This window comes from Variovorax flavidus (assembly GCF_030317145.1).
GTDB lineage: Bacteria > Pseudomonadota > Gammaproteobacteria > Burkholderiales > Burkholderiaceae_C > Variovorax > Variovorax flavidus.
Genome location: NZ_JASZYE010000005.1, coordinates 34,663 through 56,987, shown reverse-complemented (window position 1 = coordinate 56,987; position 22,325 = coordinate 34,663). Strand labels below are relative to the sequence as shown.

Sequence of the window (22,325 nt, the reverse complement as noted above, 5' to 3'; positions counted from 1 at the left end):
TCACAGCGCCTCCAGTGCGACGGCCGCGCCCGGCCGGTTGAACAGGCTCCTGGCCCACTGCACCATGCCGCGCGACTGCACGCCGAAGCGGCGGGCGCCGCGATCCCCGCACAGTGTGAGCGTGACCTCGGCGCCGCGCGTGTAGTCGTCAAGCAGCTCTGCGACCGGGCCTGCATCGATCGCCTGCCATGCGGAAGCCCACCCGGCGCCGTCATCGCGCAAGGCCGGCGTGCGCAGCGCGTCGGCAACGATGGGTGCAGGGTTGGTTGGCGTGAACGCGTCTGGCAGGCGGCCCGTGCCGCTGAGCCAGAAAGAATTGATGGGAGGCACGCCGCGTGCGGTACGCGCGTCGTTCACCCTTTCTGTATAGAGCAGCATCTGCATCTCGTTCTGGAGCCTGCGCAGGGGCCGTGCCGCGTCGGACAAGGGCGACCACTGCGAAATGGGGAAGCCGACCGCTCTGTCGATCGATGCCGAAGGCAAGCTGTCGAATATCTTGCCGCTGGCCAGCCAGCGGCCGGGTGTGGCCGATGCATGCAGCGCGATGCCGTCTTCCTCGAAAAAGGGGTGCGCGGCCGCCAGCAGCGCCGCGGATTCGGCGGCGTCGATCTGGATCGCGGCCGGGTCGCCCAGCACCACGTCGTCGATGCCCACCTGCCAGTGGCACAGCGTCGCCATGGCCCAGCTGGCGGCGTCCCCGGGCGATGCCAGGCCGGACTGCCTCGCTTCAAGAGCCGCCCAGGGGATGCAGCCGTCTGCCGCCGCAATGCCGAGGGCTTCGGCCAACGCGCGCTCATGCGGCGGCGAAAGGGTGCTGTCGTCCTGCATGTCCTCATGGACCAGCGTCAGCCGGGAGAGGAGCGCTTCCAGCTTCGGCAGGCGCAGTCCCGCCAGCGCTTGCCGGCAGGCGGGCGAGCCGCGGCCGGCGAAGGGAATGAGGAGATGGCGGGAAGAGGGCAAGGCTGACATGGGCCTATTGTCCGGGATGCCACAATCGTTGCGATGAACTGCCCCCACGCTCATCACTTCGTGTATTCGCTGCCCCCCGAGGGGGCGCAGGCCGCCCTTGGGGCGGCCCGGCGGGAGGCCTGATGCGACTCCCCTACGAACTGCAACTCGGCTGGCGTTACACGCGCGCAGGCCGGGCGACGCGGCGCAACGGCTTCATCTCCTTCATCTCCGGCGTGTCGATGTTCGGCATCGCGCTGGGCGTGGCGGCGCTGATCATCGTGCTGAGCGTGATGAACGGCTTCCAGAAGGAAGTGACCGACCGCATGCTCGGCGTGATCTCGCACATCGAGATCTTCTCGCGTGACGGTCAGGCGCTGGGCGATCTCGACGCGATCATGGCCGGCGCACGCAAGAACCCCCAGGTGGTCGGCGTGGCGCCCTTCATCGCGGCGCAGGCGCTGATCGCGCGCGGCGAAGACATGAAGGGCGCACTCGTGCGTGGCATCGAGCCGACGCTGGAGCCGCAGGTGACCGACATCTCGACCACCGCGCAGCAGGGCGCGCTGGACAAGCTGGTGCCGGGCGAGTTCGGCATCGTGCTGGGCGTCGAGCTGGCTCGCTCGCTCTTCGTGCGCGTAGGCGACCAGGTCACGCTGGTGGCGCCCGGCGGACAGGTGACGCCGGCCGGCGTGCTGCCGCGCTTCAAGCCGTTCACCGTCGTGGGCACCTTCGATTCGGGCCACTACGAATACGACTCGGCGCTCGCCATGGTCCACGAGCAGGACGCCGCACGCGTGTTCCGGCTCGAAGGCCCGACCGGCGTGCGCCTCAAGCTCAAGAACCTGCACCAGGCGCGCGAGGTGGCCGACGAACTCGCCGCCACGCTGCCGGGCTCCTTCCTGATCCGCGACTGGACGCGTGCCAACAAGACCTGGTTCGCGGCCGTGCAGGTCGAGAAACGCATGATGTTCATCATCCTGACGCTGATCGTCGCCGTGGCGGCCTTCAACCTCGTCTCGACGCTGGTGATGACCGTCACCGACAAGCGCGCCGACATCGCGATCCTGCGCACGCTGGGGTCGAGCCCGAAAAGCATCATGAGCATCTTCGTGGTGCAGGGCGCGATGGTGGGCGTCATCGGCACGCTCGGCGGCCTGCTGCTGGGCCTGGGCATCGCCTACAACATCGACGTGATCGTGCCCGCGCTGGAGCGGCTGTTCCACGCCAGCTTCCTGCCGAAGGACATCTACCTCATCAGCAAGATGCCGAGCGACCCGCAGCGGGGCGACATCGTGCCGATCACGGTGATCTCGCTGATCCTCGCCTTTGTGGCAACCCTCTACCCGAGCTGGCGCGCGAGCCGCGTCAATCCCGCGGAGGCGTTGCGCTATGAGTGATGTGGTTCTGAAAGTCCGCGGACTGACCAAGCGCTTCCATGAAGGCCGCATCGATCTGACAGTGCTGCACGGCGTCGACCTCGACGTGCACGCGGGCGAGACCCTCGCGATCGTGGGCGCCTCCGGCTCTGGCAAGAGCACGCTGCTGCACCTGATGGGTGGGCTCGACGCACCCACGGCCGGCAGCGTGGAACTGCACGGCGAGAACATCGCGCACGTGGACGCTGCGGAGCAGGGCCGACTGCGCAACATGCATCTGGGCTTCGTCTACCAGTTCCATCACCTGTTGCCGGAATTCAGCGCGCTGGACAACGTGGCGATGCCGCTCAAGATCCGTCGCATGCCGCCTGCCCAGGCGACCGATGCTGCCGTCTCGATGCTGAAAGCCGTGGGCCTTGGCGAACGCGTGCAGCATCGCCCCGCCGAACTCTCGGGCGGCGAGCGCCAGCGCGTGGCCATCGCGCGCGCGCTGGTCACGCAGCCGGATTGCGTGCTCGCCGACGAGCCGACCGGCAACCTCGATCGTGCGACTGCGGACGGCGTCTTCGCGCTGATGCTGAAACTGGCGCGCGATCGCGGCACCGCCTTCGTGATGGTCACGCACGACGAGAGCCTGGCCTCGCGCTGCGACCGGGTGTTGCGACTCACCGCCGGGCGGTTGGCGGGATAGAACTCGCCCCCAGGCTTCGCGCACTTCGTGTCGCTTCGCCTACCCCCTGCCGGGGGCAACCCCTGCGGACCGGCGGAGCCGGATCCGTGGGGTTTCCGGCACTAGCGGCAGATCGTCGTTGTGCCTACCGGTCGGCAGGTCTTGCCATCGATGCTCTGGTAGCGGTCGAGCTGGCCGGAGCGGTCGTAGTGGTTGCCTTGCTTGTCCTGGCAGCCTTGCGCGTCGCAACTGCGGATTCGCGGGCGCATGTCGCGTGGGCGTTGCGGCTGGCGGTAGGCACCGGGGTAGCCGTAGCCGTTGTCGATCACCACAGGATCGTCGCCGCGATCGCTCCAGCGTGAGTCGGCGGGCCGCTCGTTGCTGTTCGCTGCACCGCGGGAGTCGATGACGGCAGGGCCTGAGGGTTCCGGCATCGGGCGGACGGCTTCCATGGGTGCGCGCTGGGGCGGTGCTGCACGAGGAATGTCCGCGCCGTCGCGCGCCGGCCTCGCCGGTTCCGGAATCGACACGCGACCCACCGGTTTGGAGCCCGCCGAACATGCTCCGTCGGTGTAGCTCACGTTGCCTGCGGCGTCCGCGCAGCGGATGACCTCTGCGCTGGCCGTGAGGCAGAGCGTGGTGGTGATCGCGAGGACGAGCAACTGGCGCATGGTGCGGCCATTGTCTCTCCACCGAAGTGCGACGGGTGGAGCGCCGACTGCGGACATTCCCGACAAAGATTGCTTGCGCCTGCCCGCGCCTTGCCCCATCCTTCTCCCGGATCACCACGATCCCTCTTCAGGAGCATGCCGTGAAGAATCGATATGTACTCGCTGCGACCGCAGCATTGGGATTCCTGGCGCTGGCGCCTTCGACCGCCTCCGCGGTGGCGTGCGCCAAAGGCGTCTACCGCGCCGGTTGTGCCGGCCCCAACGGTGCGGTCGCGGTCAGGAAACCGCCGCCGCCGCCGGTCACCTGCGCCAGGGGTGTCTATCGCGCCGGGTGCGTCGGCCCCAATGGCGCAGCGGTCGTGCGCAGGCCCTGACAGCGATCAGCCCGCAGGGCGGGAGTGCGACCAACGCCGGTCGTTGATGATCGGCACGCGGCCGCGAACGGAGTGCTGCAAATACCTGGAATCGACCCATCCGCGGTGACGCCTCGAGTCGATGCGGCACCAGCGCCAGTTGCTGATGCAGCCGTTCACCCGAACGGAAGTCCGCGCAGGAAGAACGGCCACCACCTCGAACGACCGGTCAGGCCCGCCGCGCACGTTGAGCGCGCGTGTCGTCGATGTGCTGAGGGCAAGTGCCGAGAGCGGCACGGAAAGCAGGACGGCGAGCAGGCAGGACTTCGATTTCGAAAGCGGCATTGGCAACTCCGGCACTGCCAGCCTCAAGCCGGCGCCGCTCCCTGGGTCGCCGTGTAGACGGCGTACAGCGATTGGCTGGCCGCCATGAAGAGGCGGTTGCGCTTGGGCCCGCCGAAGCAGACATTGCCGCAGACCTCGGGCAGGCGGATGCGACCGAGGAGCTTGGCTTGCGGCGTCCACACCGTCACGCCGCTGTAGCCCACGTTGCGGCCGGCGTTGCTGGAGCACCAGAGGTTGCCGTCCACGTCGGCCCGAACGCCGTCGGGACCGCATTTCACGCCGTCGATCATGAAGTTGTGGAACAGCTTGCCGCCGCTGAGCTTGTTGTCCGCCCCGACGTCGAACACATACATGTCGCCCTTGCCACCGGGAATGGTGTCGCCGGGCCCCTGGCCGGTGCTGACGATGTAGAGCTTCTTGAAATCGGGCGAGAAGCACAGGCCGTTGGGGTCAGGCACGAGGTCCTCGCCGGCCACCTGCGTGAGCGTGCCGCTCTTGTCCAGCCGATAGACCGCGGTCGGCAACTCGCGCTTGTAGGAGCCGAGCTCCGGCGGCTGCCCCAGCCGGGGGTTCAGGCGCCCCTCCTTGTTGCCTGGCCCACCGGCGGCGTCGACCGTGCCCTCATAGAGTTGGGCGCCATAGGGCGGATCGGTAAACCAGTAGCTTCCGTCGGGGTGGGAAACGATGTCGTTGGGCGAGTTGAGCCGCTTGCCGTTGAAGCTCGAGGCGAGGATCGTCACCGAGCCATCCAGTTCGTAGCGCACGACTCGTCGCGTGACGTGCTCGCACGAGAGCTGCCGCCCCTGGAAGTCGAACGAGTTGCCATTGCTGTTGTTGGAGGGCGAGCGGAACACGCTGACGTGCCCGTCGTCCTCGCTCCAGCGAAGCTGGCGGTTGTTCGGGATGTCGCTCCACACGAGGAACCGGCCCACGGAGTTCCATGCCGGCCCTTCGGACCACAAGGCGCCAGTCCAGAGCCTCTGGATCGGGGCATTGGGCTGACGCAGGCCGTCGAAGGCCGGGTCGACCGTCAACACATCCGGGTCCGTGAAGTAGGTGGTTGGCGCCCCACGGTGGCTGAAGTCGCGTGGCGGCTGCGTGATCGTGCTGGGAGGGCCGACCGGCGTGGCCTTGGCAGCCTGTGCCTGCACGCCCCGCGGGACCAGCATGGCGGCCCCCAAGGTCGCGCCGACGCCGCAGATCAGCTTGCGGCGTTGCATTGCGGCATTCGGATTCAGATCGAATTCTTCTTGCGCCATGTCTCACCCCCGATCGAGAAGGGTTCGCATCCTATGCCCTTCTCGCCGGTTGCGCCAGCGGTCCGGGTTGCGCCAGACTGACCTCGCAGCGTCAGACGAATTTGATTATTCTGTTGAGCGTCCGCGTGCGAAGAATCCCGTTTTCAAGGAATCCCGATTGCCGCATCGATCAGCCAGACGCCCTGCACTGATTGCCGTCCAGTTGCTTGCGCTCGCATGCGCAGCCTGCGGCAACAACGATCAATCCGCGCCGATGGCGGCCGCACCGCCGACGACCGTTCTGGTGGTCAAGGTCGAGGCGGCCCCTGTTTCCAATACCGTCGAGCTCCCCGGCCGGATCGAGCCCGTCCGGACAGCAGAAGTGCGGGCCCGCGTCGACGGCATCGTCGAGCGCCGGCTGTACCAGGAGGGCACTGACGTGCAGGCGGGAGCACCCCTGTTCCTGATCGACCCGCGCGACTACAGCGCCCTGCTGCAGCAGGCCAAGGCTTCGTTGAGCCGGGCGGAGGCGGCCCGCTCCAATGCGGCGTCCATCGTCTCGCGCTTCAGGCCGCTGGTCAGCCGGCAAGCCGTGAGTGCGCAGGAGTTCGAAGCGGCGGAGACCGCACTGCGGCAGGCGGAGGCCAACGTGAGCGATGCGCGCGCCGAAGTGACCCGCGCCCAATTGCGCTTCGAGCGCAGCACCGTGCGTGCGCCCATCGCCGGTCGCGTGGGCCGCGCCCAGGTCACCGAAGGCGCACTGGTCAGCGCCAGCGCGGCGACGCTGATGACGCAGGTCAACCAGCTGCAGCCGATCAGTGCCGTCTTCACGCAGTCCAACACCGCCATCCTCGACTTCGAGCAGCAGGTGCGTGCCGGCACGCTCAAGGTGCCCGACATGGCGCATGTCGAGGTGCGGCTGATCCTGGCGAACGGACAGGAGTTCGGCGAGCCGGGCTATCTCGATTTCGCGGATCTCGCGGTCGATCCCTCCACCGGTACGCAGACCATCCGCGCACAGTTCCCGAATGCATCGCGCACCCTGCTGCCGGGCCAGTTCGTGCGGGGGCGCATCGTCGCTGGCGTGCACAAGACGGGCATGCGCGTGCCCGAGCGCGCTGTGCAGATCGACGCCAGTTCCGCCAGCGTGGCGCTCGTCGCGCCCGACGGCACGGTCGTCCGTCGCAACATCACGGTGGGCGGGCAGGAGGCTGGCGAGTGGGTTGTCCTCGACGGCCTCCAGCCGGGCGAGCAGGTCATCGTCGATGGCTGGCACAAGGTCCGCCCGGGGCAGAAGGTGACCGCGCAGCCCGCGCCGGCATCCCTTCCAACGGCACGCTGAGCGAACGCCAATCCATGGATCGCTTCTTCGTCTATCGCCCGGTGTTCGCCTGGGTGATCGCGTTGTTCATGGTGCTGTTCGGGGTCATCGCGGTGCTGCTCCTTCCCGTCGAGCAGTACCCGGACGTCGCGCCGCCTTCGCTCAACGTGCAGGCCGTCTACAGCGGCGCGGACGCCCAGACGCTCGACCGCACCGTCACCTCGATCATCGAAGACGAGATGAACGGGATCGAGAACTTCCTCTACATGTCCGCGATCAGCCGCTCGAACGGCACCGCGCAGATCACCGTCACGCTCAAGCCCGGAACCAACCTCGACATCGCGCGAACGCAGGTGCAGGACCGCCTGAGCCGCGTCGAGCCGCGGCTGCCGCTGCAGGTGCGCCAGCTGGGCATCACCGTCACCAAGGCCTCGTCGGGCTTTCTCATGCTGATCGCGCTGCAGTCCACGGGCGGCGCGTCGGATGTGACGGCGATCGGCAACTTTGCGTCGAACAACATCGTCAACGAGCTGCGGCGCATCGCAGGCGTGGGCGACGTGCAGCTCTTCGGCTCGTCCTTCGCGATGCGGATCTGGCTCGACCGCGACAAGCTCGGTGGCTTCGGCCTGTCCGCGAGCGAAGTGCTCGCCGCGGTGCAGGAGCAGAACAGCCAGACCGCAAGCGGCGGGCTGGGTGACCAGCCCGTCGCGGGCGGGACGGAGTTCAACGCCCAGATCGTGACGCAGAGCCGCTTCTCCACGCCCGAGCAGTTCCGCGAGATCATCGTGCGCGCCAACCCGGACGGCTCCACGGTCCGGCTCGGTGACGTCGCAAGGGTCGAGCTGGGCAATGACAGCTACGGCTTCGGCTTCACCGTCAACGGCAGGGAAGCCGCCGGCATGACCATCCAGCTCGCCAGCGGCGCCAATGCGCTGGCCGTGGCTTCCGAAGTGCGCCGGCGCATGACCGAGCTGCAGCCGACCTTCCCGCAGGGCATGACCTGGAGCGTGCCCTTCGACACCACGCCCTTCATCAACACCTCGGTCAATAGCGTGGTGCGCACCATGGTCGAGGCGCTGCTGCTGGTCACCGTGGTGGTGTTCCTCTTCCTGCAAAGCTGGCGTGCCACGCTGATTCCCACCTTGATCGTTCCGGTGGCACTGATCGGCACCTGCGTGGGCCTGCAACTGTTCGGCATGTCGATCAACCTGCTGTCGCTGTTCGGCATGGTGGTCGCGATCGGCATCCTGAACGACGACGCCATCGTGGTCGTGGAGAACGTGGAGCGGGTCATGCGCGAGGAGGGTCTCAACGCCAGGCAGGCGACGGTCAAGGCCATGGGGCAGATCTCGGGCGCCGTCATCGCCAGCACGCTGGTGCTGGTCGCGGTGTTCATCCCGATGGCGTTCTTTCCGGGCTCCACGGGCGGCATCTACCGGCAGTTCTCGGTGACCTTGACGGTGTCGATCTTCCTGTCGACGGTGCTCGCGCTGACGCTCGGTGCGGCCTTGTGCGCGGCGCTGCTCAAGGACGATTCCACGCTTGCGCGCGAGGCCGAGAGCCGCAAGCCGGGTGCCGCCGCGCGCATGCTGAGTCGCGTCTTCGGCGGCTTCAACGCGGGACTGGATGCGGGCACGTCGAAGTACATCCGTGGCGTCGACGGGATGATCGCCAAGCCCTTTCGCTGGCTGCTGGTCTTCGTCGTGGCCTGCGTGGTGACGGCCTGGCTCTTCGCGCGGCTGCCCGGCGGCTTTCTGCCGACCGAGGACCAGGGCCACATCTTCGTGACTTACACCGGCGCACCGGGCTCGACGACGGCTCGCACGCAGCATGCGGTCAACCAGGTCGAGGCCTTCCTGGAGCAGCAGCCGCAGGTGCGCAACGTCGCGACGGTGACGGGATTCAGCTTCTTCGGCCAAGGGCAGTCGGCCGCGCTGTCTTTCGTCGACCTGAAGCCGTGGGGGGAACGGAGCGGCAGCGAGAACAGCGCGAGCGCATTGGTCCAGCGCAGCAACGCGGCATTCCGGAATATCCCCGAGGCGCTGATCTTTGCGCTCGACCCACCCGCGATTCCGTCGCTGGGCAATGCCACCGGCTTCACGATGAAGATCCAGGATCGCAGCGGCATCGGCGGTGCGGCCCTGCAGCAGGCGACCCAGCAGATGATGGCGGAGGCGGCTGCCAGTCCCATCCTGGCCGGCGTGCGCGCGGAAGGGCTGCCACCCGCACCGCAGCTCTATGTCGACATCGATCGCATCAAGGCGCGCGCGCTGGGCCTGCAGATCGGGCAGGTGAATCAGGCGCTGTCGTTGAGCTTCGGGTCCAACTACGTGAACGACTTCGTCTTTGAAGGCAATGTGCTGCGCGTGTTCATCCAGGCCGACGCCGCGCAGCGCATGCGCCCGGAGGACGTACTCGCACTGAGGCTGCGCAACAACCAGAACGAGTCCGTGCCCTTCTCGGCCTTCACGCGCGTGCGCTGGATCTCCGGGCCGCAGCAGCTCGAACGCTACAACGGCTTCCCGTCGGCCACCCTGTCGGGACAGGCCGCTGCCGGACAGTCGAGTGGCGCAGCCCTCGTGGAGATGGAGCGCATCGCCAAGCGCGTGCTGACAGGAAGCCTCGCCTACGAATGGACCGGCACGGCCTTCGAGGAGCGGCAGGCCGGTGGGCAGATCCCGCTGCTGCTGGGGCTTTCGCTGGTCGTGGTCTTCCTGCTGCTGTCGGCGCTCTACGAGAGCTGGGCCATCCCGGTGGCGGTGCTGCTCATCATCCCCTTCGGCGTGGCCGGCGCAGTGCTGCTGACGATGGCGCGCGGGCTATCGGCCGACGTGTACTTCAACATCGGCCTGATCACCATCATCGGCCTCGCCGCCAAGAACGCGATCCTGATCGTCGAGTTCGCGATCAAGGAAGAGAGCGAGGGCAAGGATGCGGCGACGGCTGCGAAGCATGGTGCGCAGCAACGGCTTCGCCCGATCCTGATGACCAGCGTCACCTTCGTGCTGGGGATGATGCCGCTGGTCCTCGCCACCGGTGCAGGCGCGGCGAGCCGGCAGGCGGTGGGCACCGGCGTCATGGGGAGCATGCTGACGGCGACCTTCTTCGGCATCTTCTTCACGCCCCTGTTCTACGTGGCCGCGCGCAAGTGGCTGAGCCGCGAGAAGAAGCACAGTGAAGAGGCGGATGAACTGGCGCTGCGGGCGACGAGCGGTGAACCGCGAGGAGGCTCGGGTGAGGCGTGAGTCGATCGCACTGTGCGTCGCCGCCTGCTGCGCGCTGGCGGCATGCAACCACGCGCCGACCTATCGCCAGCCTGATGTGCCGGTTGCCGAAGTCTTCGACGCGGCCGATCCGGGCGGCAGCCGGCTCGCGACCGAGATCGGTTGGCAGAGTTTCTTCGGCGACCCGCAGCTTCGCTTCCTGATCGCAGAGGCGCTTGCCAACAACCGCGACCTCGTCGCGTCGGTGGCCCGCATCGAGCAGGCGCGTGCGCAATACCGCATCCAGGACGCGGCGCGGCTGCCGCAGGTGAACGCCAATGCCGGCGCATCGCGCACGCAGGCGCCGCTGAGCACGATCGATCCGGAACTGGCTAACACCAGCGCCTCGGTCATCTTCAACCAGTACAACGTGCAGGCCGCGATGGCGTCGTACGAACTGGACTTCTGGGGCCGCGTGAGCAACCTCAGCGAAGCCGCGCGCCGGCGCTATCTGGCGACGGTGGAGGGTGAGCGCGCCTTCCGCCTCTCGCTGATCGGCAATGTGGCCGCGAACTACTACAGCATTCGCGCGGGGGAGGAGGGCGTCGACCTGGCCCTGCACACCGTCGCCGCGCGCCGCTATGCGCTGGAGATCGCGAAGCTGCGCCTCGATGCTGGCGTGACTTCCACCGTCGACTACGACCAGGCGGCGATCCTCGTGACGCAGGCGCAGACGCAACTGGCGGAGCTTCAACGGACGACCGAGCAGCGGCGGAGCCAACTGCTGGTGCTGGTCGGCAAGCCGGTGGAAGGGCCATTGCCGCCAACGCGTGCCATCGAGGATCCGGGGCAGTTCGGGGAACTGGATGCGGGGCTGCCGTCGGCCTTGCTGGTCAATCGGCCGGATGTGCTGCAGGCTGAGCAGCAACTGCGTGCTGCCAATGCGGATATCGGCGCGGCGCGGGCGGCGTTCTTTCCGCGCATCGCGTTGACTGGTAATTTGGGGTTCGCGTCGGCGGAACTGGGGGATCTGTTCAAGAGCAGCAACCAAGCGTGGTCGGTTGGCGGATTGGTCAGCCTGCCGATCTTTGATGGAGGGCAGCGTCAGGCGCAGCTCGAGGTGGCGCAGGCTCGGCGCGATGAACTTGTGGCGCTCTACCAGCGCACCGTGCAGACTGCATTCAGTGAAGTGTCTGAAGCCTTGATCGGGCGGCGGCGGTATCAGGAACAGATCGCGGCGCAGGAGGTGGCGGTGCTGGCGCAGCGGCGGCTCGCCGAGGTGGCGGAGTTGCGCTATGAGAACGGGATCTCGATCTATCTGGAAGTGGTGGATGCGCGGCGGAATCTCTTTTCTGCAGAGCAGCAGTTGATTCAGCTGCGCGCGACTGCGTTGCAGAACGGGGTGTCGCTGTATGTGGCGCTGGGGGGCGGGTTCGCCGGGCCCTAGTCAAATGTCGAACAACGACCGACGCCTGATGGTGCAGGCGTCGGTGTTGGCTTTAACGTGTTGACGCTTGCAGCAATGCGGAAGACGCCAGAGCGATCTCCATCCGACGTTCGGTTTCCGTGCAGAGCAGCGTTGCCAGTACGTGCAGGCCGGACGAGTTAGCGAGGAATTCGTCGTGGTGCGACGTCTTCACGAGACTCACAAGGTTGTTGACGCATGCGACGGCGCGATTCGCGTCGCTTAAGGCTCTGAGGTCTGCCTCGGCCTGCTTGCAAAGGGCGGCGAAATCGCCTGGTGTTGATTGAGGTGCGCTTTTGCCGTTAGACGGAGAAGTCGGGGAAGGCGCGGGTGTGGAAGTAGAGTGAGCCATGAAGGGTCTCCAAAGCGGTTTGACAAAACCGCCGCAGACCCACTGCGTGATGACTGCGGCTTGTATCGCAGAACTGCTTTCGGGCTTCCAACCCCGGTCACGCCTTCTTGCGTGACGGTGCGGAGTATAGCGATGCAGCGCAAAAACCGGGTCGAAGTGTTTCGGCAAAAACAAGGCAACCCCAGGGGAGCAACTGAATGTTCGTTAGGGTAGCGATGCAGCAGTTGCTGCCCTTGGCGCGGCGTCCGCCAACGACTGAGATCGCTAGAAGGGGCCGTTCAACAATGTCCGCTTTGCGGCGTCCTTCTATGCGAACGGTGGTTGGGATAGTGAGATAAGGAAAGTTAGGGCTCGTGATGCCCAGTCATCCGAACTGATGATGCAGTGCTGTGAGAACCAACTACGATTGATCCTTCAAGGAGAAGAATCAACATGGTTAAGCACACACTTTTCGTCGCCGTCTCGGTGGCTTTGGCAGGTTGCGCGAGCCGCATAGAGACTGTGCGTATTGATCCAACCACGTTGAAAGTCGCGGGGCCTGGGGTCGAGGGTGTCGTCTACTACGAACCTATGCTCGTCAAAGTTCGCTATGAGTTCACGCAACTACTTGACAAGGACAAAGGCCTGATTGGTTCGTCTGACGAAGGCACGTGCCGTCGAGTTGTGCAGAAGGAAGAAGTTGTCACTTTGCCGGACTACCAGAACGCAAGAGCGATCCTTCACAAGCCCTCTTGGTTCTCGGCGACAGAGTTCGGGGCGACGTTGAACAACGGGATGCTGGTATCAGTCACATCCAAGTCAACTCCCCAAACCGCGCCAATACTTGAACAACTCGTTGCAGCAAAGACCGCAGGCATTTTGGTCGCACCGTCGGTAGCCGGCTGCAACGCCGGGCCGATTGTTGCAAGCAAGGAACGCGTAACGTTTTAAAGCCCCATATTGCCGCGTGCTTGTAAAGGTGAGGCCCAACACGTCATTCTGGCGGATCGCCTACGGCGGCCGCTGCGCACACGCCGAATGGATAGGCGAGAACCTCAACAAGCTCCCCGCTTTCTTTGGCCCGGCTGCAGGGCTCGTCACCGCTGAGACGCTCGCGCTTCCACCTGACTCCCATCGTTAAAGCCTCTCCCCCGCATCAAAATCCAACTCCACTTTCGCCCCATTCGGATCCAGGCAAAACAACTGCCAAGTCCCAGCCCCCGCCTGCTGCCGCAAGTCGTACTTCACCCCGCTCTCATCAAACCGCTTCTTCACCGCCCGCAAGTCCTGCGCGGTAAAAGCCATGTGATCGATGACCCCCGTGCGCTGCTCAGGCACCGGCCGCCCAAAGTACAGATGCAGCACCGCCTGCGGCCCACTCCCATAAAGCCACGCCCCGGGAAACCCGAGGTCCGGCCGATGCCCCACCTTCAGGCCCAGCAGTCCGGTATAGAAATCCAGCGTCTTCTTCTCATCTTCCGCAGTCACGGTGAAGTGGTTCATGCCAACGATCATGGTGAATCTCCTGTTCGGTTCCGGATCTTGAATGAGGTCAGGGCAGCAGTACCAGCGCACCGGCGCTGCCGCGCGATTCGAGCCGCGCATGCGCCTGCGCAGCGGATTCAAGTGAAAAGCGTTCGATCGGCGGCAGCCTGATTGCGCCGTCCGACAGCGCGTTCCACACACGCTGCGCACGCTCGGCGAGTTGGGCCTGCGTCGACACATAGTCGAACACCACGGGCCGCGAAAAGCTCAACGACTTCGCCACCAGTGCATCGGGCGCAAGCGGCGTCAACGGCCCACTGGCCTGTCCGAGGCTGATCCAGTGCCCGCGGCGGGCGAGGGCGGCGAGGTTCTCCTCGCGGGCCGCATCGCCCAGGCCGTCGATCACCACGTCGGCCCCACCGCAAGCGCGTTGCACGGCGTCTGCAAAGCGATAGTCACGCGTCACGATCACGTGCTCGCAGCCGTACTCACGCGCGATGCGTGCCTTCTCTTCGCTGGAGACGGTGCCGATCACCACCGCGCCGAGCCGTCGCGCCCAGGCGCACACCAGCAGTCCCACACCACCGGCCGCCGCATGCACCAGCAGCCGCGTGCCGCGCTGTACGCGTCCCAGGTCGTGCAGCAGGTAGTCGGCGGTGATGCCCTTCAGCAGCAGCGCGGCGGCCACGTCGTCCTCGACGGCAGCGGGCAGTCGAACAACCCATTCAGCCGGCACGGTGCGCACGCTGCAGTACGCGCCCGGCACCGGCCCCAGGTAGGCGACGCGGTCGCCCGGCAGAAAGCCCGACACGTCCGCGCCGACGTCAACCACAGTGCCCGCGGCCTCCATGCCCGGCACGCCCGGGGCCGCACCGGAGACCGGCAGCATCTGCGGCACCCAGCCGCGGCGCAGGTACACGTCAAGAAAATTGACGCCGACGGCCCGCTGGCGGATACGCACCTCGCCTTCGCGCGGCGCGGCGGCCTCGCCGTCTTGCGGTCGAAGTTCTTCCGGCCCGCCGTAGCGTTCGACACCGATGCGGCGCGTGGCCATCGGCATGGCGGTCGGCATCGCAGCGGCGCCTGGCGCCCGCTGGTCGCTCCCCTGACGAAGGTGCCGCCTCAGGTTCTCGAAACCCGCCTCGTAAACGCCCTGCGCCACCGTATCGCGCAACTCACGCTCCATTCCGGGCGGCGTCGCAAAGGTCGATTCCCAATGCCAGAAAGTGCGATTGCCATCGGTCACCGGCTTCAGCGTCACCGTCGCCACGTAGCGCTGCAGCGGCAAGGTCGCCTCGACGATGCAATAGGTGCTCTTGTGTTCGGTGTCCGACAACGTCAGCAACTGCTCGCGGATGCGGTTGCCGTCCCGCAGCGTGAAGCTGCGCACGCAGCCGACCTGGTCGCTGCGCTCGCTGCCTTCGATGCGACTCTGCTCGACCACTTCGTGCCACTGGTCATGGCTGTTGAAGTCGCGCAGCACAGCCCACACGCGCTCGATCGGCGCGTCGATGACGGTCGATCGCACGACGCGTTGCAAGCCGGCCATCAGCGCCCGCCGAAGTGCTGCTTCAGCGCGTTGAAGCCGCCCTGGAACACGCCCTGGCCGATGGACTGGGTGAGTTCCCCTTCGCGGCCCGCATCGCATTCGAACTCCGCACTCCACTCGGCGAAGCAGCGCGTGCCGTCGGTCACCGGCGTGAGCTTCAGCGTGGCGACGTAGTTCGTCACGCCCATCGGGCTTTCGAGGATCTCGTAGGTGCAGCTGTACTCGTAGTCCGACAGGGCCAGCAGCTTCTCGCGGATCATCCCGCCGTCGCGCGTGTGGAAGTGGCGGATGCATCCGACCCTGTCGGCCGGCTGGCTGTTCTCGATGCGGCTGTCGGCAATCATCGGATGCCACTGCGGCAGGCCGTTGAAGTCGCGCACACGCGACCACACGTTGTCGGCGCTCGCGTCGATGACGCTGGAGACGTAGACATTGACCATGCGCTATTCCTGCCGCTCTTTCTTCGTGCCCGCAGGCAGCGCGGCATGCGCACCGCTGGCGTCGCCGACCAGCCGCTGGATGTCGCCACCCTCGATGCCGATCTCGCGCAGGAGCTGGTCGACCAGCGGCGCCTGCGCCCGAAAGCGCAGGGCGGAGTTGACGAGCCCGTCGGCGAAGGTGCCGCCTTCGCCATTGCGGACGCCATCACCCGACGATCCGCCGAGCCCGTCGACGTGCAGGATCTTGATGCCCTCGATGTTCTCCAGCGGCCGCACCGATTCGCGGATGATCGCCTCGGCCTTCTCGACCAGCTTCATGCGCAGCGCGGACATGCGCGCCTCGGGCGAGAGCATGTTGTGCGACTCGTTCATCATGCGGGCCGCATCGGCCTCGATCTCGGCGCGCACTTTCATGGCCATCGAGCGGATCTTGTCGGCGTCCGCATCGGCCTCGGCCTGCGCGCGAACGGCCGCGCCTCGGGCGGTGCTGGCATCGCTCTCGGCCTGGGCTGCCGACGTGAGGCGGAGTGCATCACGCTCGGCCACCTGCGCGGCGGCGATGAGTTCGATGGCTTTCTTGCGCTCGGCCATCTCGACTTCGCGCGCGGTGAAGACCTTCTCTTCCGCGGACACGGCTGAGGCACGCGCCAATTCAGCTTCAGCCTGAGCCTCGCTCTGTGCCTTGCTCTCGCGGGCGATCGAGATGGCGCGTTGCTGCTCCGCGAGTTCGAGCGACATGCGGCGTTCGATCTCGGCGCTCTGGATCGCGCGTTCCTTGCTGATGCGGCCTTCCTCGATGGTCTGCTCGGAACGGATGCGCGCAGTGTCGATGCTCTGCTTCGCAGCGATCTGCGCGCCCTCCGCTTCCTGCTCCCGTTGTGCGCGTTCGGTCGACACCTCGGCCCGCTGGCGAGCGCGTGCCATCTCCAGCTCACGTTGTTGCGCGAGGCGCGCGTGCTCGCTCTCGCGATCGATGTCGAGCGAGAGCTTCTCGGCTTCGAGGTTCTTGTTGCGGATGGCGATCAGCGTGTCCTGCTCGACGTCGTTGCGCTGCTTCTTGCGGTGCTCGATCTGCTCGGTGAGTCGGGTCAGACCCTCGGCGTCGAAGGCGTTGCTGGGGTTGAAGAACTCCATGCCGGTCTGGTCGAGCTGCGTCAGCGAGGCGGCTTCGAGTTCGAGCCCGTTCTTGGTCAGGTCCTCCGCCACGGCGTCACGCACGCGCCGCACGTAGGCGCCGCGCTTCTCGTGCAGTTCCTCCATCGTCATCTCGGCTGCGGCGGTGCGCAAGGCATCGACGAATTTGCCTTCGACGAGTTCCTTGAGCTGCTCCGGCTCCATGGTGCGCAGGCCCAGTGTCTGTGCCGCGGCTGCGACGGCGTCTTCATTGGTCGCGACGCGCACGTAGAACTCGGCGATCACGTCGACCCGCATGCGGTCCTTGGTGATGAGCGCCTTGTCGCGGCCGCGGCTCACTTCGAGCCGCAGCGTGTTCATGTTGACGGGAATCACGTCGTGCACGATGGGCAGCACGAAGGCGCCGCCGCCGAGCACCACCTTCTGCCCCCCGAGGCCGGTGCGCACGAAGGCGCGTTCCTTCGAGCTGCGCAGGTAGAACCAGTGCAGCAGCCACACTGCGATCGCCACGACGATCGCGACGACGATCAGCCCGAGGATGAAACTTCCGAATTGAGCGCCTGACATGGATGTCGTCTCCTGTTATCTATCGCGTGATCTGGACAAAGCGTCGCGTGGTCTCGGTGAGCGCCGTCTCGGTCGGCAGGCGCTCCATCGAACTCGCGCCATAGAAGCCGGCGCAGGACGGGCAGTGCGCCAGCACGTACTGGGCGTCCTCCGGCGTGGCGATCGGGCCGCCGTGGCACAGCACGATGGCATCGGGCTTCACCGCGTGCGCGGCGGCGGCCCACTGGTTGATGCGGGGCACGCAATCGGCCAGCGTGAGCGCCGTTTCCGCGCCGATGGCGCCCCCCGTGGTCAGGCCGAGGTGGCACACCACGATGTCGGCGCCCGCGCCGGCCATGGCGCGCGCATCGGCTTCGCTGAAGACGTAGGGCGTGGTCAGCAGATCCATCGCGCGGGCGCGGGCGATCAGTTCGACCTCCAGCGCGTAGCTCATGCCCGTCTCTTCGAGGTTGGCGCGAAAGACGCCGTCGATCAACCCGACCGTCGGGAAGTTCTGCACCCCCGAGAAGCCGAGCGAGATCAGCCGGTTCAGGAACTCGTCGGGAATCACGAACGGATCGGTGCCGTTCACGCCTGCAAGCACGGGCGTGTGCCTGACCACCGGCAGGACCTCGTGCGCCATCTCGCAGACGATCTCGTTGGCATTGCCGTAGGCCATCAGGCCGGCGAGCGACCCGCGTCCGGCCATGCGGTAGCGGCCCGAGTTGTAGATGACGATGAGGTCGATGCCGCCGGCTTCCTCGCACTTGGCGGACAGGCCGGTGCCGGCGCCGCCGCCGATGATCGGCCGGCCGGCATCGATCTTCTCGCGGAAGCGCTGGAGCAGTGTCGATCGGGCGATGCGGGGCATGGTCGTCGGGTCTCCTCGCGTGTCGTTGTTCAGGCGCGCCGCGCGCCCGGCGCCGTGCGCGCCACCTCGTGCCAGGCGCCGACCAGCGCGTCGGCGAAGGCTTCGTCATTGATGTGCAACGGCAAGCGTTGCAGCTTGCGGTCCGGGCCGGCGCGGAAGGCGCTTTCGATTGCAGTAAAGAGCGCCCGGTCGGCCTCGGGGTCATGGAAGGGCTGGCCGGGTCGGTCGATGGCGGATACGCCGCCCTCGGGGATGAGAAAGCGAACCGGGCCTCGCATCGCATTGAGCTTGGCGGCGATGAATTCACCGATGGCGCGGCACTCGTCGGCCGTGGTGCGCATCAGGGTCACCGTCGGGTTGTGGCGGTAGAGCCTGCGCCCCTTGAAGCGCTCGGGCACCGTGTCCCACGCGCCGAAGTTCACCATGTCCAGCGCGCCGCAGGAGCCCACGTAGGGCAGGGCATGCCGTGCGAACACATCCAGCCGGGTCGGGCCGGCCGAGAGCGTGCCGCCGACGATCTCGTCCGCGATCTCCGTGGTCGAAACATCGATCGCGCCCGCCACCAGGCCCGAATCGGCCAGCTTCTCCATCGACTGGCCGCCGACGCCCGTGGCGTGGAATACGAGGCAGTCGTAGCTGTCTTCGAGTTGCCTGGTGATCGCTTGCACGCACGGTGTCGTCACGCCGAACATCGTGAGGCCGATCGCCGGCTTGGTGACCGTCGAGGCGACGGGCGGGTGCGCGATCATGCCGGCCAGTGCGTTCGCCGCATTCGCCAGCACGAGTTCGCTGATGCGGTGGATGCCCTGCACATCGGTGACCGAATACATCATGCAGATGTCGCTCGGCCCCACGTAGGGGCGCGTATCGCCGCTGGCCATGGTCGACACCATCAGCTTGGGCACGCCGACGGGCAACGCACGCATGCCCTGCGTTGCCATCGACGTGCCGCCTGAGCCGCCGGCGGAAATGATGCCGCCGAGGTCGCGCCGTGTCGTGAGGAAGGCTTCGAAGGCAAGCGCCATCGCGGCCATCGCACTGCCGCGGTCGTTGCTGAAGACGGCAGATTCGCCCTGCGGGTGGTGGCGCGCCACTTCGCGCGGATGCACGCTGGCGGGAGATGGCTTGCCGGAGGTCGAGAGGTCGACCGTGACCACGCGCATGCCCAGCTTTTCGAGGCATTGGCGCAGGAAGGCGAGTTCACGGCCCTTGGTGTCGAAGGTGCCTGCGACGTAGGCAGAGCGCACGCTGCTGGCGGCGACGGGAAACTCGAAGACCCGCGGCGACGAGGAGGCGGGCGCGGCTGACGCTGCGACGGGCGTCGGGGCGGGTGCGGCGCGCGCAATGTCCGCGACCGGCGCAGCCGTGCCGCCCGCATTCCATCGCGTGAAGCCGCGCACGGTAGCGGGGGGAAGGTCGTCGAGCGACGGCGCGCCATCGCCATGCGCGCGCCGGACAGTGAAGACCTGCGTGGATGCTGGCGGCTCGGCGGCTGTTGCATCCGGAATATCGATCTCGTCGTCGGGACCGCCCGAGCGCACGCCCAGCAGTCGCTCCTGCAGTTCGCGATCCGCCGCCAACTGCGACGCCGGCATCTCCTGCGAGATCCGGCCATTGACCATCAGCCCGATCCGATCCGCCACCGACACTGCGACGCCGAGGTTCTGCTCGATCAGCAGCACGGCGATGCTGCCCTCGGCGGCGAGGTCGCGCAGCGCCTGCGCCACCTGATCGACGATCACCGGTGCCAGCCCTTCGGTGGGCTCGTCCATCACCAGCAGCTTGGGATTGAGCAGCAAGGCGCGGCCGATGGCGAGCATCTGCTGCTCGCCGCCCGACAACTGCGCGCCGCCGTGGCCGCGCCGCTCCGCCAGGCGCGGGAACATCGCATAGACGCGATCGACTTCGCGCCTGCGGCTGGCGACGAGCCGCAGGGTCTCGTCGACCGACAGCGAAGGCCACACGCGGCGACCCTGCGGCACGTAGGCGATGCCGCGCTTCGTGATCTCGTTCGGCGCCAGCCCCAGGATCTCCTCACCCGCAAGGCGGATGCTTCCACGCGCAGGCACCAGCCCCGTGATGGCGTTGCACAGCGTGGTCTTGCCCATGCCGTTGCGCCCGACGATGCCGAGCACGCCGCGTTCCAGCGTGAGACTGACGCCTTGCAGCGCATGGGCGCGGCCATAGAACACATCCAGCGCCTCGATGACGAGCACCGGCGCGCCGGTGGCGGCCGCTTTCCGATCGGTGCCGAACCATGCCATCAGTGCCTGCTCCCCATGTAGATCGCCTGCACCTGCGCGTCGTTCTCGATCTCGTCCGGCGTGCCGGTGCGCAGCGTGCGCCCGTTGTGCATGACCGTGACCCGGTCGACCACGCGCAGCGCGATGTCCAGGTCGTGCTCGATCAGGACGAAGCTCATGTGTGCCGGCAGCGAGCCCAGCAGCGCGACCAGTTCGCGCCGCTCCACGGGAGACAGCCCCGCGGCCGGCTCGTCGAACAGGATCAGCCGCGGTGCCCCTGCGAGCGCCATGCCGATCTCCAGCTGCCGCTGCTGCCCATGGGCGAGATTGGCAACGCGCTCGTCGGCGATGTGACTCAGGCGCGAGCGTTCGAGCAAGTCGTTGGTGGCGCGCGTGGATGCGTTCCCCGCGCGCGCCCTCAGGAAGCTGAAGCGGCCGCTGGCCACGCCGCGCACCGCGAGAAACAGGTTGTCGCGCACCGTGAGGTCGCGAAACAGCAGCGAAGACTGGTATGTGCGCCGCAGCCCCTTGCGGATGCGATCGTGCGGCGGCAATTCGGTGATGTCTTCGCCGAAGAAATGGATGCGCCCGGCCGTGGGCGGAAAGTCGCCGGTGATGGCGTTGAACAGCGTGGTCTTGCCCGCGCCGTTGGAGCCGAGGATGGCGTACTTCTGCCCGGCCGTGACCGTGAGCGACACGTCGTCGACCGCACGCAGCGCACCGAAGGCGCGCGTCACCCCGTCCAGCCGCAGCGCGTCGCCCGAGAGCAGCTGCGCGCCAGCGCCCGAACCGACGTGCGGACCGGCGCCCGCGCCGCTGCGCGACGTCCTGGGCCTGAGCGGGGTGATCGAGGCCATCGCGGCGCTTACTTGCGGCAGTCGGGAACGTCGCGTGTTCCCAGGCCCATCTTCTGGAATTCGGCCTCGGGCAGACCCAGCGTCTGCGTGATGTTCGGCACCGACTTCACCACCTTGTTGTAGAACGAGCCATCCGGCGCCTTCGTCACTTCGGTGATGTAGGTGGTGCCGACGCCGTTGCGGTTGCCGTCGATCTTCACCACGCCGGCCGGACCGTTGAAGTTGGTCTTCTGCAGCGCATCGCGGTACGCCTTCTGCCCATTCGACAGATCGCCCTTGGCCGCGTCGAGCCCGTCGAGCGCCGCCTTGGTGTTGATGTAGTAGAGATAGGCGAAGAGGGACGGGCTCGGGAAGCCGTCCTTGAAGTTGGCCTTGTAGTCGGCGACGAACTTCTTCCACTCCGGCGTGTCGATCGAATCGGCCATCGGCCCGGCAGACGCCGTGCCCAGCAGAGATTCGCGGCGCTTGCCCTTGAAGTTGAGCACCGTCTGGTCGACCGTGATCGAGCCGCCCACCATCGGCTTGTCGCCACCGGCCTGCTCGTACTGCGTGAGGAAGTTCACCGCATCGGAACCGCCGAGCACGACGACCAGTGCGTCCACATCCTTCGGGATCTTGGCGATCACCGAGGCGTAGTCCTTGGTGCCCAGCGGCACCCAGGCCTTGTCGACCACCTTGCCGCCCTTGGCGCAGTAACTTGCCATGAAGCCCTGCACCTGCGAGTACGGGAAGCCGTAGTCCTCAGCGATCAGGAAGGTCTTCTTGTAGCCCTTGGACAGCGCATGCTCGCCCAGGCCCACCATCCACTGCGCGCCTTCGGTATTGAAGCGGTAGAAGTTGGGGGCCGGGTCGCCCCAGGTCGCGGCCTGCGCGCCCGACGATCCGTTGATGAAGGTGATGTTCGGCTGCGTCTTCGCGTAGTTCTTGACCGCGATGCCTTCGTCGCCCGACAGCGGGCCGATCATGATCTGCACCTTGTCCTGCTCGACGGCCTTGCGCGTGGAGTTCACGGCCTTGTCGGGCGTCGCGTCGGACGAGACCTTGACGAACTCGATCTTCTTGCCGCCGGCCATGCCGTTCTTTTCCTTCAGCGCCAGGTCCGCACCACGCATGCCGTCCTGGCCGGGTGCCGCGAACGGCCCCTCCAGGGAGGCCAGCAGCCCGATCTTCAAGGTCTCCTGGGCGTACGCGGCGCCGCCCAGGGTGACCAATGCCGCCGCAGCCACGATGCTGCGCCCGAACGATTTCTTGCCTTTGCTCATGTCTCGCTCCTTCT

19 protein-coding genes and 1 pseudogene are annotated in these 22,325 nt (G+C 66.8%); 7 read left to right on the top strand and 13 right to left on the bottom strand.

The annotated features are described in order from the left end of the window. Entirely contained in the window at positions 1 to 969 is a 969-nt protein-coding gene (locus QTH90_RS21965; RefSeq protein ID WP_286666699.1) for a hypothetical protein, read from the bottom strand. Positions 970 to 1,091: 122 nt separating this feature from the next. Between QTH90_RS21965 and QTH90_RS21960 the strand changes: the two genes are divergently transcribed. After that, a complete protein-coding gene (locus QTH90_RS21960) occupies positions 1,092 to 2,348 on the top strand; it encodes a lipoprotein-releasing ABC transporter permease subunit (RefSeq protein WP_286666698.1) in 1,257 nt (418 codons plus the stop codon). Continuing rightward, complete coding sequence (lolD, locus tag QTH90_RS21955; protein WP_286666697.1) at positions 2,341 to 3,018, top strand: lipoprotein-releasing ABC transporter ATP-binding protein LolD; 678 nt, start codon at positions 2,341 to 2,343, stop codon at positions 3,016 to 3,018. Before QTH90_RS21960 ends, lolD begins: the two co-directional genes overlap by 8 nt. Positions 3,019 to 3,119: 101 nt before the next feature. On the opposite strand, the gene QTH90_RS21950 is transcribed toward lolD, so the two are convergent. Then, the gene (locus QTH90_RS21950) at positions 3,120 to 3,668 is read right to left on the bottom strand and encodes a hypothetical protein (protein WP_286666696.1); all 549 of its coding nucleotides are present in this window, start codon (positions 3,666 to 3,668) and stop codon (positions 3,120 to 3,122) included. Between the two features lie 140 nt (positions 3,669 to 3,808). Between QTH90_RS21950 and QTH90_RS21945 the strand changes: the two genes are divergently transcribed. Next, positions 3,809 to 4,042 (top strand): hypothetical protein, encoded by a 234-nt coding sequence (locus tag QTH90_RS21945; RefSeq protein WP_286666695.1) that lies wholly within the window; start codon positions 3,809 to 3,811, stop codon positions 4,040 to 4,042. 6 nt (positions 4,043 to 4,048) lie between these two features. Here the strand turns inward: QTH90_RS21945 and QTH90_RS21940 are convergent, their stop codons facing one another. Together QTH90_RS21940 and QTH90_RS21935 are read right to left on the bottom strand one after the other, a co-directional pair. Then, the gene (locus tag QTH90_RS21940; protein WP_286666694.1) at positions 4,049 to 4,366 is read right to left on the bottom strand and encodes an SH3 domain-containing protein; all 318 of its coding nucleotides are present in this window, start codon (positions 4,364 to 4,366) and stop codon (positions 4,049 to 4,051) included. A gap of 23 nt (positions 4,367 to 4,389) precedes the next feature. Beyond that, a complete protein-coding gene (locus QTH90_RS21935; RefSeq protein WP_286666693.1) occupies positions 4,390 to 5,586 on the bottom strand; it encodes an SMP-30/gluconolactonase/LRE family protein in 1,197 nt (398 codons plus the stop codon). A gap of 196 nt (positions 5,587 to 5,782) precedes the next feature. Here QTH90_RS21935 and QTH90_RS21930 point away from each other — a divergent pair, with 196 nt between their 5' ends. The 4 genes from QTH90_RS21930 (at position 5,783) to QTH90_RS21915 (ending at position 12,875) form a co-directional block, all read left to right on the top strand. Next, positions 5,783 to 6,946, top strand: coding sequence for an efflux RND transporter periplasmic adaptor subunit (locus QTH90_RS21930; protein WP_286666692.1), 1,164 nt, complete (start codon positions 5,783 to 5,785; stop codon positions 6,944 to 6,946). A 14-nt stretch (positions 6,947 to 6,960) separates the two neighbouring features. Continuing rightward, positions 6,961 to 10,170: a multidrug efflux RND transporter permease subunit gene (locus QTH90_RS21925; RefSeq protein WP_286666691.1), complete on the top strand. Its 3,210-nt coding sequence runs from the start codon at positions 6,961 to 6,963 to the stop codon at positions 10,168 to 10,170. Further along, entirely contained in the window at positions 10,112 to 11,575 is a 1,464-nt protein-coding gene (locus QTH90_RS21920; RefSeq protein WP_286666690.1) for an efflux transporter outer membrane subunit, read from the top strand. The genes QTH90_RS21925 and QTH90_RS21920 overlap by 59 nt, the downstream gene beginning before the upstream one ends. Positions 11,576 to 12,377: 802 nt before the next feature. Then, a complete protein-coding gene (locus tag QTH90_RS21915; protein ID WP_286666689.1) occupies positions 12,378 to 12,875 on the top strand; it encodes a hypothetical protein in 498 nt (165 codons plus the stop codon). A 186-nt stretch (positions 12,876 to 13,061) separates the two neighbouring features. Here QTH90_RS21915 and QTH90_RS21910 read toward each other — a convergent pair whose 3' ends face one another. The 9 genes and pseudogenes from QTH90_RS21910 to QTH90_RS21870 all read right to left on the bottom strand — a co-directional run bounded on the left by QTH90_RS21910 (position 13,062) and on the right by QTH90_RS21870 (position 22,311). Beyond that, positions 13,062 to 13,427, bottom strand: a complete 366-nt coding sequence (locus tag QTH90_RS21910) for a VOC family protein (protein ID WP_286666688.1) — start codon at positions 13,425 to 13,427, stop codon at positions 13,062 to 13,064. 49 nt (positions 13,428 to 13,476) lie between these two features. Beyond that, complete coding sequence (locus QTH90_RS21905) at positions 13,477 to 14,958, bottom strand: SRPBCC family protein (RefSeq protein WP_286666687.1); 1,482 nt, start codon at positions 14,956 to 14,958, stop codon at positions 13,477 to 13,479. Continuing rightward, positions 14,958 to 15,398: an SRPBCC family protein gene (locus tag QTH90_RS21900; protein ID WP_286666686.1), complete on the bottom strand. Its 441-nt coding sequence runs from the start codon at positions 15,396 to 15,398 to the stop codon at positions 14,958 to 14,960. Before QTH90_RS21900 ends, QTH90_RS21905 begins: the two co-directional genes overlap by 1 nt. 3 nt (positions 15,399 to 15,401) lie before the next feature. Next, complete coding sequence (locus tag QTH90_RS21895; protein WP_286666685.1) at positions 15,402 to 17,099, bottom strand: flotillin family protein; 1,698 nt, start codon at positions 17,097 to 17,099, stop codon at positions 15,402 to 15,404. A gap of 19 nt (positions 17,100 to 17,118) precedes the next feature. Next, entirely contained in the window at positions 17,119 to 17,949 is an 831-nt protein-coding gene (locus QTH90_RS21890; protein ID WP_286666684.1) for a phosphoenolpyruvate hydrolase family protein, read from the bottom strand. Positions 17,950 to 17,978: 29 nt separating this feature from the next. Further along, positions 17,979 to 19,196: a Tm-1-like ATP-binding domain-containing protein gene (locus QTH90_RS21885; RefSeq protein ID WP_286667004.1), complete on the bottom strand. Its 1,218-nt coding sequence runs from the start codon at positions 19,194 to 19,196 to the stop codon at positions 17,979 to 17,981. 522 nt (positions 19,197 to 19,718) lie between these two features. Beyond that, a pseudogene (locus QTH90_RS21880) lies at positions 19,719 to 20,213 on the bottom strand (ABC transporter ATP-binding protein); the annotation flags it as partial. Next, on the bottom strand, positions 20,213 to 21,049 hold the full coding sequence (locus QTH90_RS21875; RefSeq protein WP_286666683.1) for an ABC transporter ATP-binding protein: 837 nt from the start codon (positions 21,047 to 21,049) through the stop codon (positions 20,213 to 20,215). The gene QTH90_RS21875 and the pseudogene QTH90_RS21880, both read right to left, overlap by 1 nt. A gap of 8 nt (positions 21,050 to 21,057) precedes the next feature. Next, complete coding sequence (locus tag QTH90_RS21870; RefSeq protein ID WP_286666682.1) at positions 21,058 to 22,311, bottom strand: ABC transporter substrate-binding protein; 1,254 nt, start codon at positions 22,309 to 22,311, stop codon at positions 21,058 to 21,060. Positions 22,312 to 22,325: the final 14 nt, after the last annotated feature.

What these genes read in the sequence shown, in the direction of transcription:
- QTH90_RS21925 (WP_286666691.1), top strand. Translation starts at nt 6,961, where the DNA reads ATGGATCGCTTCTTCGTCTATCGCCCGGTGTTCGCCTGGGTGATCGCG.
- QTH90_RS21940 (WP_286666694.1), bottom strand. Translation starts at nt 4,366, where the DNA reads ATGCCGCTTTCGAAATCGAAGTCCTGCCTGCTCGCCGTCCTGCTTTCC.
- QTH90_RS21870 (WP_286666682.1), bottom strand. Translation starts at nt 22,311, where the DNA reads ATGAGCAAAGGCAAGAAATCGTTCGGGCGCAGCATCGTGGCTGCGGCG.
- QTH90_RS21950 (WP_286666696.1), bottom strand. Translation starts at nt 3,668, where the DNA reads ATGCGCCAGTTGCTCGTCCTCGCGATCACCACCACGCTCTGCCTCACG.
- QTH90_RS21910 (WP_286666688.1), bottom strand. Translation starts at nt 13,427, where the DNA reads ATGAACCACTTCACCGTGACTGCGGAAGATGAGAAGAAGACGCTGGAT.
- lolD (WP_286666697.1), top strand. Translation starts at nt 2,341, where the DNA reads ATGAGTGATGTGGTTCTGAAAGTCCGCGGACTGACCAAGCGCTTCCAT.
- QTH90_RS21920 (WP_286666690.1), top strand. Translation starts at nt 10,112, where the DNA reads ATGAACTGGCGCTGCGGGCGACGAGCGGTGAACCGCGAGGAGGCTCGG.
- QTH90_RS21960 (WP_286666698.1), top strand. Translation starts at nt 1,092, where the DNA reads ATGCGACTCCCCTACGAACTGCAACTCGGCTGGCGTTACACGCGCGCA.
- QTH90_RS21875 (WP_286666683.1), bottom strand. Translation starts at nt 21,049, where the DNA reads ATGGCCTCGATCACCCCGCTCAGGCCCAGGACGTCGCGCAGCGGCGCG.
- QTH90_RS21915 (WP_286666689.1), top strand. Translation starts at nt 12,378, where the DNA reads ATGGTTAAGCACACACTTTTCGTCGCCGTCTCGGTGGCTTTGGCAGGT.
- QTH90_RS21900 (WP_286666686.1), bottom strand. Translation starts at nt 15,398, where the DNA reads ATGGTCAATGTCTACGTCTCCAGCGTCATCGACGCGAGCGCCGACAAC.
- QTH90_RS21895 (WP_286666685.1), bottom strand. Translation starts at nt 17,099, where the DNA reads ATGTCAGGCGCTCAATTCGGAAGTTTCATCCTCGGGCTGATCGTCGTC.
- QTH90_RS21935 (WP_286666693.1), bottom strand. Translation starts at nt 5,586, where the DNA reads ATGCAACGCCGCAAGCTGATCTGCGGCGTCGGCGCGACCTTGGGGGCC.
- QTH90_RS21965 (WP_286666699.1), bottom strand. Translation starts at nt 969, where the DNA reads ATGTCAGCCTTGCCCTCTTCCCGCCATCTCCTCATTCCCTTCGCCGGC.
- QTH90_RS21890 (WP_286666684.1), bottom strand. Translation starts at nt 17,949, where the DNA reads ATGCCCCGCATCGCCCGATCGACACTGCTCCAGCGCTTCCGCGAGAAG.
- QTH90_RS21905 (WP_286666687.1), bottom strand. Translation starts at nt 14,958, where the DNA reads ATGGCCGGCTTGCAACGCGTCGTGCGATCGACCGTCATCGACGCGCCG.